Here is a 14408-nt window from a genome sequence, read left to right as displayed (position 1 = left end):
AAGATGACTACCGCAGTGGCCGTCCCTAAATCGGATCAGTATCCTAGCACCTCCTCGCCCGCCGACGCTAAGACCAAGCGGGCAGCCCAACAGGTTTAAAAACGAATGAATGCTCTAGCCCGCCGCGCCGCAGGCCTGCTGTTCAGCACAGTTTGTCTGCCTCTTTCAGCCTTGGCTGCCGACCCACAACCCACCCACGAATTCACCCTGGACAACGGCCTCAAGGTCGTCGTGCGCGAAGATCATCGCGCCCCGGTGGTGGTTTCCCAGGTCTGGTACAAGGTCGGTTCGAGCTATGAAACCCCGGGCCAGACCGGTTTGTCCCACGCCCTGGAACACATGATGTTCAAGGGCAGCGCCAAGGTCGGCCCCGGCGAAGCCTCGCTGATCCTGCGCGACCTGGGCGCCGAAGAGAACGCCTTCACCAGCGATGACTACACCGCTTACTACCAGGTGCTGGCCCGCGACCGCCTGGGCGTTGCCTTCGAGCTGGAAGCCGACCGCATGGCCAGCCTGCGCCTGCCGGCCGACGAGTTCAGCCGCGAGATCGAGGTCATCAAAGAAGAGCGTCGCCTGCGCACCGACGACAACCCGATGTCCAAGGCCTACGAGCGTTTCAAGGCCATGGCATTCCCCGCCAGCGGCTACCACACGCCGACCATCGGCTGGATGGCTGACCTGGACCGCATGAAAGTCGAAGAGCTGCGCCACTGGTACCAATCCTGGTACGTACCGAACAACGCCACCCTGGTCGTGGTCGGCGACGTCACCCCGGACGAGGTGAAGAACCTCGCCCAGCGCTACTTCGGCCCGATTCCCAAGCGCGACGTACCACCGGCCAAGATCCCGATGGAACTGGCCGAACCCGGCGAGCGCCAGTTGACCCTGCATGTGCAGACCCAACTGCCGAGTGTGATGCTGGGCTTCAACGTACCCGGCCTGGCCACCGCCGACGACAAACGCTCGGTACAGGCTCTGCGCCTGATCTCCGCCTTGCTGGACGGCGGCTACAGCGCACGTATCTCCGAGCAGTTGGAACGCGGTGAAGAGCTGGTCTCTGCTGCGTCCACCAACTACGACGCCTATACCCGCGGTGACACCCTGTTCATGTTGAGCGCCACACCCAACCAGCAGAAAAAGAAAACCGTCGCCCAAGCGGAAGCCGGCCTGTGGCGCCTGCTGGACGAGCTGAAGGCCAAGCCGCCGACCGCCGAAGAACTGGAACGCATCCGCGCCCAGGTCATTGCCGGCCTGGTCTACCAGCGTGACTCCATCACCAGCCAGGCCACGGCCATTGGCTCCCTGGAGACCGTCGGCCTGTCGTGGAAATTGATGGACACCGAACTTGCCGACCTGCAAAGCGTGACGCCGGAAGATATCCAGAAAGCCGCACGCACCTATTTCACCCGCGAACGTCTCAGCGTCGCCCATGTCCTGCCTCAGGAGACCGCTCATGAGTGATCGCAAAAGCAGCCGCCTGATCCTGCCTGGCCTGATCGTCGTTACCCTGATCGCCGCCGGTGCCGTGTACTTCCTGCGCCCGAACGAATCCGTCGCCAGCCAGGCCTTGGAAAAAGCCCAATCGAGCAACCAGCTGCAATCCCTGGCGGAACTGGACGGCAAAGCGCCGACCAACCGCAAGCTCGATGTGCAAACCTGGACCACCGCCGAAGGCGCCAAGGTGTTGTTCGTCGAAGCCCATGAACTGCCGATGTTCGACGTGCGCATCCTGTTCGCCGCCGGCAGCAGCCAGGACGGCAACGTACCGGGCCTGGCGCTGATGACCAACGCCATGCTCAACGAAGGCGTGCCGGGCAAGGATGTGAGCCAGATCGCCCGCGACTTCGAAGGCCTGGGCGCGGACTTTGGCAATGGCGCGTACCGCGACATGGCGCTGGTGTCCCTGCGCAGCCTCAGCGACAGCGACAAACGCGACGCGGCGCTCGCGCTGTTTGACGACGTGATCGGGAAACCGACCTTCCCGGCCGACTCCCTTGCGCGGATCAAAAACCAGATCCTGGCCGGCTTTGAATACCAGAAGCAAAACCCTGCCAAGCTGGCCAGCCTTGAACTGTTCAAGCGCCTGTACGGCGATCACCCTTATGCGCACCCCACCGAAGGCACGCCAGAGAGCGTCCCGAAGATTACCCTGGCACAGTTGCAAGCCTTCCACGCCAAGGCATACGCAGCGGGCAACGCAGTGATTGCAGTGGTCGGCGACCTGACCCGCGCCGAAGCCGAAGCCATGACGGCCAAGGTTTCCGCATCGCTGCCCAAGGGCCCGGCCCTGGCAAAAATCGCCCAACCGACCGAACCCAAACCGGGTTTGAGCCGTATCGAGTTCCCGTCCAAGCAAACGCACCTGCTGTTCGCGCAACTGGGCATCGACCGCGCCGACCCGGACTACGCCGCCTTGTCACTGGGTAACCAGATCCTCGGCGGTGGTGGTTTCGGCACCCGTTTGATGAGCGAAGTGCGCGAGAAACGTGGCCTGACCTACGGCGTGTACTCCGGCTTCTCGCCGATGCAGGTGCGCGGACCGTTCATGATCAATCTGCAAACCCGCGCAGAAATGAGCGGCGGCACCTTGCGCCTGGTCGAGGACGTGGTGGCCGACTACCTCAAGACCGGCCCGACGCAAAAGGAGCTGGATGACGCCAAGCGCGAGCTGGCCGGCAGCTTCCCGCTGTCGACCGCGAGCAACGCCGATATCGTCGGGCAGTTGGGCGCCATGGGTTTCTATAACCTGCCGCTGAGCTATCTGGAAGATTTCATGAAACAATCCCAGGCCCTGACCGTAGATCAGGTCAAGGCTGCAATGAACAAACACTTGAGTGCCGACAAGATGGTCATCGTGACCGCCGGCCCGACCATTGCGCAAAAGCCACTACCGCCCCCCACTGATAAACCCGCCGAGCAGCCGCTCGGGGTTCCGGAGCATTAATGGCCAGTTCATCTCGCCCGAAAAAACCTGTCCACAACGTGCATAACGGTGTGGGCCAACTGCGCATCATTGGCGGTGAATGGGGCAGCCGCAAGCTGAGCTTCCCTGACGTCGTAGGCCTGCGCCCGACGCCGGACCGCGTGCGTGAAACCCTGTTCAACTGGCTTGCGCCGTACATCGCCGGCGCCAAGGTGCTGGACCCGTTCGCCGGCAGCGGCGCGCTGTTCCTGGAGGCGTTGTCCCGCGGTGCCGCACTGGCTCAGGCGCTGGATGCGAGCAATGTCGCAGTCTCCAGCCTCAAGGAACACCTGGGCACCCTGCGCTGCACCAACGGTCAGGTGCAAACCGCCGACGCGCTGCGCTACCTCGAAACCCAGGCCGCCAGCGAGTACGACGTGGTGTTCCTCGACCCGCCGTTCAACCAGAACCTGCTGCCGACCGTGTGCGCACTGTTGGAAGAACGTCAATGGCTGGCACCGGACGCGTGGATCTACACTGAAAGCGAGACCGCGCCTTCTACCCTGGGCTTACCGGGCGCATGGCGCCTGCACCGGGAGCAGAAGTCCGGGCGGGTGTATTACGCGTTGTGGCACCGCTTGGTCGAGAGCGCTGCGTGATCTTTCAGGCTGAACTCAATGGTGGCGAGGGAGCTTGCTCCCGCTGGGCTGTGTAGCGGCCCCAAAATCTGCAATCGTGTTCTGACTGAATAAATGCGGCGTTCTTGATGGGGCTGCTACGCAGCCCAACGGGAGCAAGCTCCCTCGTCACAGTGAGTTCGTTGCCCACCGAGAGTGTCATGACCCCTTCCGCCCACCTGTTCACCCCCGCCTACGGCCTCGGCAACCCCCACCTGCAAACGCTGTGGGGCCCGCTGTGGCGACCCACCACCCACATCGAACGCCAACGCGAACGTCTGTGGCTGGAAGACGGCGACTTCCTCGACCTTGACTGGCATGGCCCCCACGACGCGCAAGCGCCGTTGGTGCTGGTGTTGCACGGGCTGACGGGCTCCTCCAACTCGCCCTACGTGGCCGGCCTGCAAAAAGTCCTTGCCGCGCAAGGCTGGTCCAGCGCGGCGCTGAACTGGCGCGGGTGCTCAGGCGAACCGAATCTGTTGGCGCGCAGCTATCACTCGGGCGCGAGCGAAGACCTGGCAGCGACGATTGCCCATCTGCGGGCCAAGCGGCCGTTGGCACCGTTGTACGCCGTGGGTTATTCACTGGGTGGCAATGTGCTGCTCAAGCATTTGGGCGAAACCGGCGAGGCGTCAGGGCTGCAAGGCGCGGCGGCGGTGTCGGTGCCGTTTCGCCTGGACCAGTGTGCGGACCGTATCGGCTTGGGCTTTTCGCGGGTTTACCAGAAGCATTTCATGCGTGAAATGCTGGCGTATATCCGCGTCAAACAAAGCCGCTTTCTACAGGATGGGCGGGCGGATGGGCTGAAAACCCTGGAAGCCCTGGGCTCATTGGAGAAGATGCGCACGTTCTGGGATTTCGATGGCCGGGTTACCGCGCCACTGCACGGCTTCTTGAGTGCAGAGGACTATTACCGCCGCGCATCGAGCCGCTATTACCTGGGCGATATCCGCACACCCACCCTGATCATCCAGGCAGCGGATGACCCGTTTGTGTTCGCCCACAGCCTGCCCGAGGCACATGAACTGTCGGCGTGCACGGAGTTTGAACTGCTGGCCAAAGGGGGGCATGTCGGCTTTGTCGATGGAACCCTGAAGCGCCCCGGTTATTACCTGGAGCGCCGCATTCCTGACTGGCTGCTCAGTCGCCGGTAGCGATTGCCCGCGCCGGATCGTTAATCCACTCACTCCACGACCCCGCATACAATTTGCCCAACGGATATCCCGCCAGGCTCAAGGCGAACAGGTTGTGGCACGCCGTCACCCCCGAACCGCAATACGCCACCAGCTCATCTGGCGAGCGCCCCTGCAATTGGGTGGCGAAGCGCTGCTTGAGCTGCTCAGCCGGCAGGAAGCGGCCGTCGCTGCCGAGGTTTTCGTTGAACGCCGCGCACTGCGCGCCAGGGATGTGCCCGGCAATCGGGTCGATGGGCTCCACTTCACCGCGAAAGCGCGGTTGGGCGCGGGCATCGATCAGGGTCAGGCCGGGTTGGCCCAGGCGTTCTAGCAGGTGTTCGGCGTCCAGCACCATTCGATTATCCGGCGTACCGACGAAAGTGCCCGGCTCAACCACCGGTGCGTCCAGGCTCAACGGGAACCCCGCCGCATGCCAGGCCTTGAGGCCGCCATCCAGAATAAACACGCCATCACGCTTGCCCAGCCAGGCCAGCAACCACCAGGCCCGTGCGGCATAGGCGCCAGGGCCGTCGTCGTAGAGCACCACGTCGGTGTCGACATTGACGCCCCAGGCCCGCAATTGCTCGGCGAAGGCATTCGCTGCCGGCAATGGATGACGGCCGGTCACGCCCTTGGTCACCGGTCCGCTGAGGTGGCGCTCCAGATCGGCATACTGCGCGCCTTCGATATGCCCTTCGGCATAGCTGCAGCGCCCGTAATCCGGGTCTTCCAAGGCAAAGCGGCAATCGAGGATCACCACACCGCCGGCCTTCTGGCGTTCGGCCAATTGCTGAGGGCTGATCAGTTGGGCAAGCGGCATGACGGACTCCTATGAACAGATTCGGGAAAGGTCCTACTTCACTTCTTCCAATGCCTGATTCAACGGCACATAAAATTCTTTGAACAATGCATCCACTGCCTCTTTGGCCTGGGGCGTCACAAACCCAGCCTCCAGCACCAGCACCTGATACACCCCACGCTTGATCGCCTCGGCGCTCAAGTGGGCGGAGTTTTCGTTGGTGGTGCACAAAAAACGCACCCAGGAGGTGAGGATGATCCAGGCATTGAGGGTCAGGGCTTCGGTTTGCACCGGGTCCATATTGAGAATACCGGCGTCGACGAACCCCTGGTAAATGGCGCCGCCCTGGACCAGGCAGCGTTGGGAAAAGCGCCGATAACCAGTGGCCAGTTCCGGGTCGCTTTCCAGCAGGTGTTCGAGGTCGCGGTGCAGGAAGCGGTAGCGCCACATGCCGGCCAATACGGCTTGCAGGTAGAAACGTTTGTCTTCGACAGTGACAGCGCGGCCTTGGGGCGGGCGCAGGAAACTGTCCACCAGGGCTTCGTATTCGCGAAACAGCAAGGCGATGATCGCCTGCTTGTTGGGGAAGTGGTAGTACAGGTTGCCCGGCGAAATTTCCATATGGGCGGCAATATGGTTGGTGCTCACACTGCGCTCACCCTGCTGGTTAAAAAGCTCCAGGCTGGTTTGCACAATGCGCTCGCTGGTCTTTACTCGTGGTGCCATAGGGGATCAGCTTCTGTACACGTGATGGGGCATCTTACGGCCTATTCTCGTAGGGATAAATCCGCATGTAGGCGTAATGATATTTGACAATTTAGAGTAATGACTCTAAAAATCCAGGCAGACCTATAACAATCGGGAGCGCCGCCATGTCCGCCAACGTTGCCTACCTGCAAGATACCCAGGCGCTGGATCAACTCCAGCACCTGTTCGACACCCAGCGCCGTGCCTACGCAGCCAACCCGATGCCGCCAGCGGCCCAGCGCCAGCAATGGCTCAAGGCACTGCGCGATCTGCTCAGCAACGAGCGCCAGGCGCTGATCAACGCGATCAGCCAGGACTTCAGCCACCGCAGCGCCGACGAAACCCTGTTCGCTGAACTGATGCCCAGCCTGCATGGCATTCACTACGCCAGCAAACACCTCAAGGGCTGGATGAAACCTTCCCGCCGCGCTGTAGGCATTGCCTTCCAACCCGCGTCAGCCAAAGTCATCTACCAACCGCTGGGCGTGGTCGGGGTGATCGTGCCCTGGAACTACCCGCTGTACCTGGCCATCGGCCCCTTGGTTGGCGCGTTGGCGGCGGGTAACCGGGTGATGCTCAAGCTCAGCGAATCCACTCCCGCCACCGGCGAACTGCTCAAGGCGCTGCTGGCAAGAATCTTCCCCGAGGACCTGGTGTGCGTGGTGCTGGGTGAAGCGGAAGTCGGCATGGCCTTCTCCAAACTGCCCTTCGATCACCTGCTGTTCACCGGCGCCACCAGCATCGGCAAGCATGTGATGCGTGCAGCGGCCGAACACCTCACGCCGGTCACTCTGGAATTGGGTGGCAAGTCGCCCGCCATCGTGTCGGCCGACGTACCACTCAAGGACGCCGCCGAACGTATTGCCTTCGGTAAAGCGTTGAACGCCGGCCAGACCTGTGTCGCGCCAGACTACGTGCTGGTACCGGAAGACCGGGTCGACGCGTTCGTCGCGGCCTACACCCAGGCCGTTCGCGGATTTTATCCGACCCTGGTCGACAACCCAGACTACACGGCCATCATCAATGAGCGGCAACTGGCCCGGCTGAATGCTTACGTCAAGGACGCCACCGACAAAGGCGCCACCTTGATCCCGCTGTACGACCAGGGCCAGGCACGGCGCATGGCCCACAGCCTGTTGTTGAATGTCAGTGACGACATGACGGTGATGCAGGACGAAATCTTCGGCCCGGTGCTGCCGATCGTGCCGTATCGCGGCCTTGACCAGGCCTTTGCCTACATCAACCAGCGCCCTCGCCCACTGGCCCTGTACTACTTCGGCTACAACAAGACCGAGCAGAACCGCGTACTCCACGAAACCCATTCCGGCGGCGTGTGCCTGAATGACACCCTGCTGCACGTGGCCCAGGACGATATGCCGTTTGGCGGAATCGGCCCGTCGGGCATGGGCCACTACCACGGTCATGAAGGTTTTCTCACCTTCAGCAAGGCCAAGGGCGTGCTGGTGAAACAGCGCCTGAACGCGGCGAAGTTGATCTACCCGCCCTACGGAAAATCCATTCAGAAGTTAATCCAGAAGCTGTTCGTTCGCTGAAACCGCCACCCACGGGACAACAATAACAATGAACCCTAGCCTGACTGATTCACCTGCGCTGTCGCGGCGCGGCGTCTTGAAAATCGGCCTGTGCGCCAGCGCGTTCCTGGCCACCGCCGGGTTGGGCGCCAGCCTCAGCGGTTGCTCCAGCAGCACCCCGGCCAGCGGCTTTGCCCTGTTGCGCAGCAGTGACTTGCCGTTCTTGCGCGCGATCGTCCCGGTACTGCTCGAGGGCGTAGCCAGCGCTCAGGGAGTCGCCAGCGGGGTGGAAGACACGCTTAAAAAGCTCGACTTCAGCCTGCAGCGCCTGTCGCCGGAAATGTTCAAGCTCACCCAGCAATTGTTCGACGTATTGAGCATGGGCATCACCCGCGGGCCGTTGACCGGGATCTGGGGCAGTTGGGAAAACGCCAGCGGCGAGCAGATCCGCAACTTCCTGCACCGCTGGGAGAACAGCTACCTGAACCTGCTGCGCATGGGCCAGGGCTCGCTGCTCAAGCTGGTGATCATGGCCTGGTACTTCCAGCCGGCGTCCTGGGCCCACTGCGGCTACCCTGGCCCGCCGAAGATCTAGCCTTGATAACCGCCCCCCTGTGGGAGGGGATGTGCAGTGTTTTCCCGAACTCAACTTCGTACAAAAATAAGAGTGCATTCCTATGCCCGTACCTGATCTGTTCCGCGACGGCATGGCCCGTGGCTGGAAAACCCACAATGGCGCCGCCCTCGACAACGACCTGACCCTGGAAGCCGACGTGGTGATCATCGGCAGCGGTGCGGGGGGCGGCACCACCGCTGAAACCCTCAGCGCAGCGGGCTACAAAGTGCTGCTGATCGAAGAAGGCCCGCTCAAGACCAGCAGCGATTTCAAGCTGCTCGAAGACGAGGCCTACACCAGCCTCTACCAGGAAGGCATCGGCCGCATGAGCAAGGACGGCGCGATCACCATCCTGCAGGGCCGGGCCGTGGGCGGCACCACGCTGATCAACTGGACATCGAGCTTTCGTACCCCGGACGCCACCCTCGCCCACTGGGCCAGCGAATACGCCGTGAAAGGCCACAGCAGTGCCGAAATGGCGCCCTGGTTTGAAAAAATGGAACAACGCCTGGGCATCGCGCCCTGGGCTCTGCCGCCCAACCCCAACAACGATGTGATCCGCAAAGGCTGCGAAAAGCTCGGTTACAGCTGGCATGTGATCCCACGCAACGTGCGCGGCTGCTTCAACCTGGGGTATTGCGGTATGGGCTGCCCGGTCAACGCCAAGCAGTCGATGCTGGTGACCACGATTCCGTCGACCCTGGAGAAGGGTGGAGAACTGCTCTACCTGGCCCGTGCCGAACGCCTCATCTACAGCGGCGACACCATCAGCAGCCTGGAATGCGTGGCCATGGACGCCCTGTGCGTGGCGCCGACCGGACGCAGGATCACGGTGAAAGCCAAGCATTACGTGCTCTCGGGCGGCGGCATCAACAGCCCTGCACTGCTGATGCGCTCGGACGCGCCCGACCCGCACTCACGGCTGGGCAAACGCACCTTCCTACACTTGGTGAATTTCTCCGCCGGGCTGTTCGATGAGGTGATCAACCCGTTCTACGGCGCGCCGCAGTCGATCTATTCCGACCATTTCCAGTGGCAGGACGGCACCACCGGCAAAATGTCCTACAAGCTGGAAGCACCGCCTTTACATCCAGCGTTGGCCAGCACCCTGCTCGGTGGCTACGGCACCCAGAACGCCCTGGACATGAGCCAATTGCCCAACACCCACGCGATGCTGGCGCTGCTGCGCGACGGCTTCCACCCTGACAGCCCGGGCGGCAGCGTGGAGCTGCGCGGCGATGGCACGCCGGTGCTTGACTATCAGGTGTCGGACTACGCATGGGATGGCTTGCGCCGTGCCTTCCACAGCATGGCCGAGATCCAGTTCGCCGCAGGCGCCACGTCGGTCAAGCCGCTGCATCACGATGCGCGCTACGTGAAAACCTTGGGAGAAGCGCGCGCGATGATTGAAGGCCTCAACCTGGAATTGCACCGCACCTGCCTGGGCAGCGCCCATGTGATGGGCGGATGTGCCATGGGTGAAGACCCCAAAAATGCGGTGGCCGACAGCCTCGGGCGCCATCACCAGTTGCGCAACCTGTCGATCCACGATGGGTCGCTATTCCCCACCAGCATTGGGGCCAATCCACAATTATCGGTGTACGGTTTGACCGCGCAACTGGCGACGGCATTGGCCGAACGTCTGAAAACGGCATGAAAAAACCGTCGATTAACGGCATGTATCTCCATAAGTCGACTTGGCCGACCGGGATGGCTGCGATACCATCCGATTCCCCAACGGACTCCGCCAGGACGACGCGATGAACCGAGTGTTGTACCCAGGTACCTTCGACCCGATTACCAAAGGCCATGGCGATCTGGTCGAACGTGCCTCACGCTTGTTCGACCATGTGATCATCGCGGTCGCGGCCAGCCCCAAGAAAAACCCGCTGTTTCCCCTGGAGCAGCGCGTGGAGCTGGCGCGTGAGGTCACCAAACACCTGCCCAACGTGGAAGTGGTGGGTTTTTCCACGCTGCTGGCGCATTTCGCCAAAGAGCAGAACGCCAACGTGTTCCTGCGCGGCCTGCGCGCGGTGTCGGACTTCGAATACGAATTCCAGCTGGCCAACATGAACCGCCAACTGGCACCGGACGTGGAAAGCCTGTTCCTCACCCCGTCGGAGCGTTACTCGTTCATTTCCTCGACGTTAGTCCGTGAAATCGCCGCTTTGGGCGGAGATATCACCAAGTTCGTACATCCGGCCGTGGCCGATGCGCTGACGCTGCGCTTCAAAAAATAATTCTGATGAGCGGTCCAGTTGTAGTCATCGGGCTTGCTGTGGTGAGCGGGCTTGCCCCGCGCTGGGCTGCGCAGCAGCCCCTCTGAACACACCTTGCACTGTCGGTTACACCTTGCCGTCAGGGTTTAGGGCCGCTTCGCGCCCCAGCGCGGGGCAAGCCCGCTCACTACAGACAAGCACCTACCTCAGGCTCGCACTGCGGGCGCCAATGCGGCACAATTGCGCGCATTAGTTTTCAGATGCCTTGGCTGACAGCCCTGGCAGGAGTTTCCATGTCCTTGATCATCACCGACGATTGCATCAACTGCGACGTCTGCGAACCCGAGTGCCCGAACGCCGCGATTTCCCAAGGCGAAGAGATCTACGTGATCGACCCCAACCTGTGCACCCAGTGTGTCGGTCACTATGACGAGCCGCAGTGCCAGCAGGTTTGCCCGGTGGATTGCATTCCGCTGGATGAAGCTCATCCGGAAACGGAAGAGCAGTTGATGGAGAAGTACCGGAAGATTACCGGTAAGGCCTGACGCTGTTTAGCGCCTGTCATGGCCTCATCGGGGTGCCCCCTCCCACAGTGAAAGTGTTCGCAATTCAAATGTGGGAGGGGGCAAGCCCCCGATGGCAATATCAGCCATCACATAGAATCAGCGCTGGCACCTAGGGCAAAACACACTTGCCCGCTGCCCCAGCACCACGTTGCGCAACTCGGTCCCGCAGACCTTGCACGCCTCCCCTCCCCGGCCGTAGACGAACAGTTCCTGCTGGAAATACCCCGGTTGCCCGTCGCCGCCGATAAAGTCTCGCAACGTGGTGCCACCGCGTTCGATGGCAGCCGCCAGCACACGCTTGATCTCGATCGCCAGCTTCAAATAGCGCCCACGTGAAATACCGCCTGCGGCCCGACGCGGGTCAATCCCCGCCGCGAACAGCGCTTCAGTCGCATAGATATTACCCACGCCCACCACCACCGCGTTGTCCATGATGAATGGCTTCACCGCCATCGACTTGCCACGCGACAGCTGGAACAAACGATCACCGTCAAACAGCTCGGTCAGCGGCTCCGGCCCCAGGCGAAGCAGCAGTTCGTGATTGTGCGGGTCCTGGCTCCAGAGCATCGCGCCAAAGCGACGCGGGTCGGTGTAGCGCAGGGCCATGCCCGATTCCAGTTCGATATCCACATGTTCATGCTTGGCCGCCGGCAGGCCGACTTCCACCAGGCGCAGGTTGCCCGACATGCCCAAATGGCTGATCAAGGTGCCCACTTCGGCATTGATCAGCAGGTACTTGGCGCGCCGCTCCACCAACACGATGCGCTGGCCGGACAGGCGCACATCGAGGTCTTCCGGGATCGGCCAACGCAAGCGCCGCTCACGCACCACCACGCGGCTGACCCGCTGGCCTTCCAAGTGCGGGGCAATCCCGCGCCGGGTGGTTTCGACTTCTGGTAACTCGGGCATGTGTACCTCTTGCAAGAAGGATCAGTGGGCGCCGAGCTCGCGAATCGACAACTTCAAGCTCTCGAAGTCGTAGTCCGACAGGCCCACGTAGTCCAGCACCAGGTGGCTAATGGCATTCCACTCATGGTCCACCGCCTGGTTGCCCAGTACGCGGTAGGACGAGCAAATGTGCTCGGCCATTTTCAGGATCGCCAGCAGGTTTTTAAGCTGCGGATTGCGCGACGACTCGTCGCTGAAAATCGCCAGGGCGTTGTGGTGGTTGGCGATCGCGTCGGTCACATGCTCCGGCAGGCGCCAGGACTTGGCGGTGTAGTAACCCACCACGGCATGGTTGGTGTTGAACGCGTTGTTCTCGGTATCGACCACGCGGCAGTCGGGGCCGGCATTCGCATACGCCTGTTCCAGCACCGACATATAGCTGGGAAAGCGCTTGAGCATCAGCGGTACGCCACAGTCGTGGAACAACCCCAGCGCGTAGGCCTCATCCACCGCCTGGGCGCCGGTGCGCTTGGCCAAGGTGAGGCAAGTCATGGCCACATCCTGGGCGGTGTCCCAGAAACGGTTGAGCGTGACGATGGTGTCGTCGCTCATCTCGCCTTTGATCGACAGGGCGTTGATCAGGTTGATGATCGACCGGCTGCCCAGCAAATTCACCGCTCGCTGGATCGAGGCAATCTTGTTGCTCAGTCCGTAGTACGACGAGTTGACGATCTTCAGCAGCGCGCCGGACAGGCCGGGGTCCTGGGAGATCAACCGCGCGATCACTTCCAGGTCCGGATCGGGCATGTATTGCTCCATTTGCAAATCCACCATGATTTGCGGCTGGGGCGGCACGCTGATGCCTTGCAGGGCCTGTTGGATCTGTTCGGCGGAAAGCTCTTGGGACATAAGTACACACTCTGGGCTAGGCAGGGATTCTAACCCCTAAGCAAAGCTGACTGACACCTCAAAACCCGAATTGAAACCAGCGCCCACATGTCCGGCGGCGCCACCGAGCCCTATACAAAAAGGTATACTCCCGCTCTTTTTTCCGGAGCGACGTCATGTCCCTGCCAAGCCTGCGTCTCAAAGCCAACGCCGATCGTCGTTTGCGCAACGGCCACCTGTGGGTCTACAGCAACGAAATCGACGTGGCCGCCACCCCACTTCACGGCTTCCAGGCGGGCGACCAGGCCATCCTCGAAGCGGCCGGCGGCAAGACCCTGGGCATCGTGGCCATGAGCCCGAACAACCTGATCTGCGCCCGCCTGCTGTCGCGCGACATCAAGTTGCCGCTGGACAAGTCGCTGCTCGTGCACCGCCTCAACGTTGCGCTGTCCCTGCGTGACCGCCTGTTCGACAAGCCGTTCTACCGCCTGGTCTACGGTGACTCCGACCTGCTGCCAGGCCTGGTAGTCGACCGTTTCGGCGACATCCTCGTGGTACAGATCGCCTCGGCGACCATGGAAGCCCATAAAGAAGACGTGATCGCCGCCCTGACCCAAGTGCTCAAGCCGAGCGGCATCCTGTTCAAGAACGACTCCGCCGCGCGCGACGCCGAAGGCCTCAACCGGTACGTCGAAACCGTGTTCGGCCTGGTGCCGGAGTGGGTGGCGCTGGAAGAAAACGGCGTGAAATTCGAAGCCCCGGTGATCCAGGGCCAGAAAACCGGCTGGTTCTACGACCACCGCATGAACCGCGCCCGCCTGGCCCCGTATGCCAAAGGCAAACGCGTGCTGGACCTCTACAGCTACATCGGCGGCTGGGGCGTGCAAGCTGCGGCCTTCGGCGCCAGTGAAGTGTTCTGCGTCGACGCGTCGGCCTTCGCCCTCGACGGCGTGGAGCGCAATGCCGCACTGAACGGCGTTGCCGAGAAAATGACCTGCATCGAAGGCGACGTGTTTGAAGCCCTCAAGGAACTGAAAGCCAGCGAAGAGCGCTTCGACGTGATCGTCGCCGACCCGCCGGCCTTCATCAAACGCAAGAAAGACATGAAGAACGGCGAAGGCGCCTACCGCCGCCTGAACGAGCAAGCCATGCGCCTGCTCAGCAAGGACGGCATCCTGGTCAGCGCCTCGTGCTCCATGCACCTGCCGGAAGACGACCTGCAGAACATCCTGCTGACCAGCGCCCGCCACCTGGACCGCAATATCCAGATGCTGGAACGCGGCGGCCAGGGCCCGGACCATCCGGTGCACCCGGCGATTGTCGAGACGCGGTATATCAAGAGCATTACGTGCCGGTTGTTGCCTAATAGCTGATGCCGTTGGCCTGTAGGAGCCTCCGG

Annotated in this window: 14 protein-coding genes; 10 read left to right on the top strand and 4 right to left on the bottom strand. The window is 62.0% G+C overall.

What is annotated here, in order from left to right; genetic code table 11:
• Positions 1–105: 105 nt before the first annotated feature.
• The 4 genes from QCBJ_RS25440 to QCBJ_RS25425 all read left to right on the top strand — a co-directional run bounded on the left by QCBJ_RS25440 (position 106) and on the right by QCBJ_RS25425 (position 4733).
• Positions 106–1461 carry a pitrilysin family protein gene (locus QCBJ_RS25440; RefSeq protein WP_015886359.1) on the top strand — a complete coding sequence of 452 codons (1356 nt, stop codon included), beginning with the start codon at positions 106–108 and terminating at the stop codon, positions 1459–1461.
• The gene (locus QCBJ_RS25435) at positions 1454–2944 is read left to right on the top strand and encodes a pitrilysin family protein (protein WP_015886360.1); all 1491 of its coding nucleotides are present in this window, start codon (positions 1454–1456) and stop codon (positions 2942–2944) included. Before QCBJ_RS25440 ends, QCBJ_RS25435 begins: the two co-directional genes overlap by 8 nt.
• Positions 2944–3561 (top strand): 16S rRNA (guanine(966)-N(2))-methyltransferase RsmD, encoded by a 618-nt coding sequence (gene rsmD / locus QCBJ_RS25430; protein ID WP_015886361.1) that lies wholly within the window; start codon positions 2944–2946, stop codon positions 3559–3561. Before QCBJ_RS25435 ends, rsmD begins: the two co-directional genes overlap by 1 nt.
• A 179-nt stretch (positions 3562–3740) precedes the next feature.
• The gene (locus QCBJ_RS25425; RefSeq protein ID WP_102061857.1) at positions 3741–4733 is read left to right on the top strand and encodes a hydrolase; all 993 of its coding nucleotides are present in this window, start codon (positions 3741–3743) and stop codon (positions 4731–4733) included.
• Here QCBJ_RS25425 and QCBJ_RS25420 read toward each other — a convergent pair.
• Together QCBJ_RS25420 and QCBJ_RS25415 are read right to left on the bottom strand one after the other, a co-directional pair.
• A complete protein-coding gene (locus QCBJ_RS25420; RefSeq protein WP_102061856.1) occupies positions 4720–5574 on the bottom strand; it encodes a sulfurtransferase in 855 nt (284 codons plus the stop codon). The two genes, QCBJ_RS25425 and QCBJ_RS25420, sit on opposite strands and share 14 nt — an antisense overlap.
• A 33-nt stretch (positions 5575–5607) precedes the next feature.
• On the bottom strand, positions 5608–6279 hold the full coding sequence (locus QCBJ_RS25415; protein WP_015886364.1) for a TetR/AcrR family transcriptional regulator: 672 nt from the start codon (positions 6277–6279) through the stop codon (positions 5608–5610).
• A 146-nt stretch (positions 6280–6425) separates the two neighbouring features.
• Here QCBJ_RS25415 and QCBJ_RS25410 point away from each other — a divergent pair, with 146 nt between their 5' ends.
• The 5 genes from QCBJ_RS25410 (at position 6426) to QCBJ_RS25390 (ending at position 11212) form a co-directional block, all read left to right on the top strand.
• Positions 6426–7853: a coniferyl aldehyde dehydrogenase gene (locus QCBJ_RS25410; protein WP_102061855.1), complete on the top strand. Its 1428-nt coding sequence runs from the start codon at positions 6426–6428 to the stop codon at positions 7851–7853.
• 28 nt (positions 7854–7881) lie between these two features.
• Entirely contained in the window at positions 7882–8427 is a 546-nt protein-coding gene (locus QCBJ_RS25405; protein WP_102061854.1) for a twin-arginine translocation pathway signal protein, read from the top strand.
• Between the two features lie 82 nt (positions 8428–8509).
• A complete protein-coding gene (locus QCBJ_RS25400; RefSeq protein ID WP_015886367.1) occupies positions 8510–10105 on the top strand; it encodes a GMC family oxidoreductase in 1596 nt (531 codons plus the stop codon).
• A 103-nt stretch (positions 10106–10208) separates the two neighbouring features.
• Positions 10209–10688 (top strand): pantetheine-phosphate adenylyltransferase, encoded by a 480-nt coding sequence (gene coaD, locus QCBJ_RS25395; protein WP_003176711.1) that lies wholly within the window; start codon positions 10209–10211, stop codon positions 10686–10688.
• A 272-nt stretch (positions 10689–10960) separates the two neighbouring features.
• Positions 10961–11212 carry a YfhL family 4Fe-4S dicluster ferredoxin gene (locus tag QCBJ_RS25390; RefSeq protein WP_003195146.1) on the top strand — a complete coding sequence of 84 codons (252 nt, stop codon included), beginning with the start codon at positions 10961–10963 and terminating at the stop codon, positions 11210–11212.
• Positions 11213–11329: 117 nt separating this feature from the next.
• On the opposite strand, the gene mutM is transcribed toward QCBJ_RS25390, so the two are convergent.
• A complete protein-coding gene (gene mutM, locus QCBJ_RS25385; protein WP_015886368.1) occupies positions 11330–12142 on the bottom strand; it encodes a bifunctional DNA-formamidopyrimidine glycosylase/DNA-(apurinic or apyrimidinic site) lyase in 813 nt (270 codons plus the stop codon).
• A gap of 21 nt (positions 12143–12163) precedes the next feature.
• Positions 12164–12976, bottom strand: a complete 813-nt coding sequence (locus tag QCBJ_RS25380) for an HDOD domain-containing protein (RefSeq protein ID WP_173390415.1) — start codon at positions 12974–12976, stop codon at positions 12164–12166.
• Positions 12977–13185: 209 nt separating this feature from the next.
• Here QCBJ_RS25380 and QCBJ_RS25375 point away from each other — a divergent pair, with 209 nt between their 5' ends.
• On the top strand, positions 13186–14382 hold the full coding sequence (locus QCBJ_RS25375) for a class I SAM-dependent rRNA methyltransferase (RefSeq protein WP_015886370.1): 1197 nt from the start codon (positions 13186–13188) through the stop codon (positions 14380–14382).
• Positions 14383–14408 lie beyond the last annotated feature (26 nt).

It is taken from the genome of Pseudomonas sp. QC2 (assembly GCF_002859085.1).
GTDB lineage: Bacteria > Pseudomonadota > Gammaproteobacteria > Pseudomonadales > Pseudomonadaceae > Aquipseudomonas > Aquipseudomonas petroselini.
Note: the sequence above shows the minus strand (reverse complement) of the source record. Positions and strands in the feature narration are given on the sequence as shown.

What these genes read in the sequence shown, in the direction of transcription:
- QCBJ_RS25405 (WP_102061854.1), top strand. Translation starts at nt 7,882, where the DNA reads ATGAACCCTAGCCTGACTGATTCACCTGCGCTGTCGCGGCGCGGCGTC.
- QCBJ_RS25390 (WP_003195146.1), top strand. Translation starts at nt 10,961, where the DNA reads ATGTCCTTGATCATCACCGACGATTGCATCAACTGCGACGTCTGCGAA.
- mutM (WP_015886368.1), bottom strand. Translation starts at nt 12,142, where the DNA reads ATGCCCGAGTTACCAGAAGTCGAAACCACCCGGCGCGGGATTGCCCCG.
- QCBJ_RS25425 (WP_102061857.1), top strand. Translation starts at nt 3,741, where the DNA reads ATGACCCCTTCCGCCCACCTGTTCACCCCCGCCTACGGCCTCGGCAAC.
- QCBJ_RS25435 (WP_015886360.1), top strand. Translation starts at nt 1,454, where the DNA reads ATGAGTGATCGCAAAAGCAGCCGCCTGATCCTGCCTGGCCTGATCGTC.
- rsmD (WP_015886361.1), top strand. Translation starts at nt 2,944, where the DNA reads ATGGCCAGTTCATCTCGCCCGAAAAAACCTGTCCACAACGTGCATAAC.
- coaD (WP_003176711.1), top strand. Translation starts at nt 10,209, where the DNA reads ATGAACCGAGTGTTGTACCCAGGTACCTTCGACCCGATTACCAAAGGC.
- QCBJ_RS25420 (WP_102061856.1), bottom strand. Translation starts at nt 5,574, where the DNA reads ATGCCGCTTGCCCAACTGATCAGCCCTCAGCAATTGGCCGAACGCCAG.
- QCBJ_RS25375 (WP_015886370.1), top strand. Translation starts at nt 13,186, where the DNA reads ATGTCCCTGCCAAGCCTGCGTCTCAAAGCCAACGCCGATCGTCGTTTG.
- QCBJ_RS25415 (WP_015886364.1), bottom strand. Translation starts at nt 6,279, where the DNA reads ATGGCACCACGAGTAAAGACCAGCGAGCGCATTGTGCAAACCAGCCTG.
- QCBJ_RS25400 (WP_015886367.1), top strand. Translation starts at nt 8,510, where the DNA reads ATGCCCGTACCTGATCTGTTCCGCGACGGCATGGCCCGTGGCTGGAAA.
- QCBJ_RS25440 (WP_015886359.1), top strand. Translation starts at nt 106, where the DNA reads ATGAATGCTCTAGCCCGCCGCGCCGCAGGCCTGCTGTTCAGCACAGTT.
- QCBJ_RS25410 (WP_102061855.1), top strand. Translation starts at nt 6,426, where the DNA reads ATGTCCGCCAACGTTGCCTACCTGCAAGATACCCAGGCGCTGGATCAA.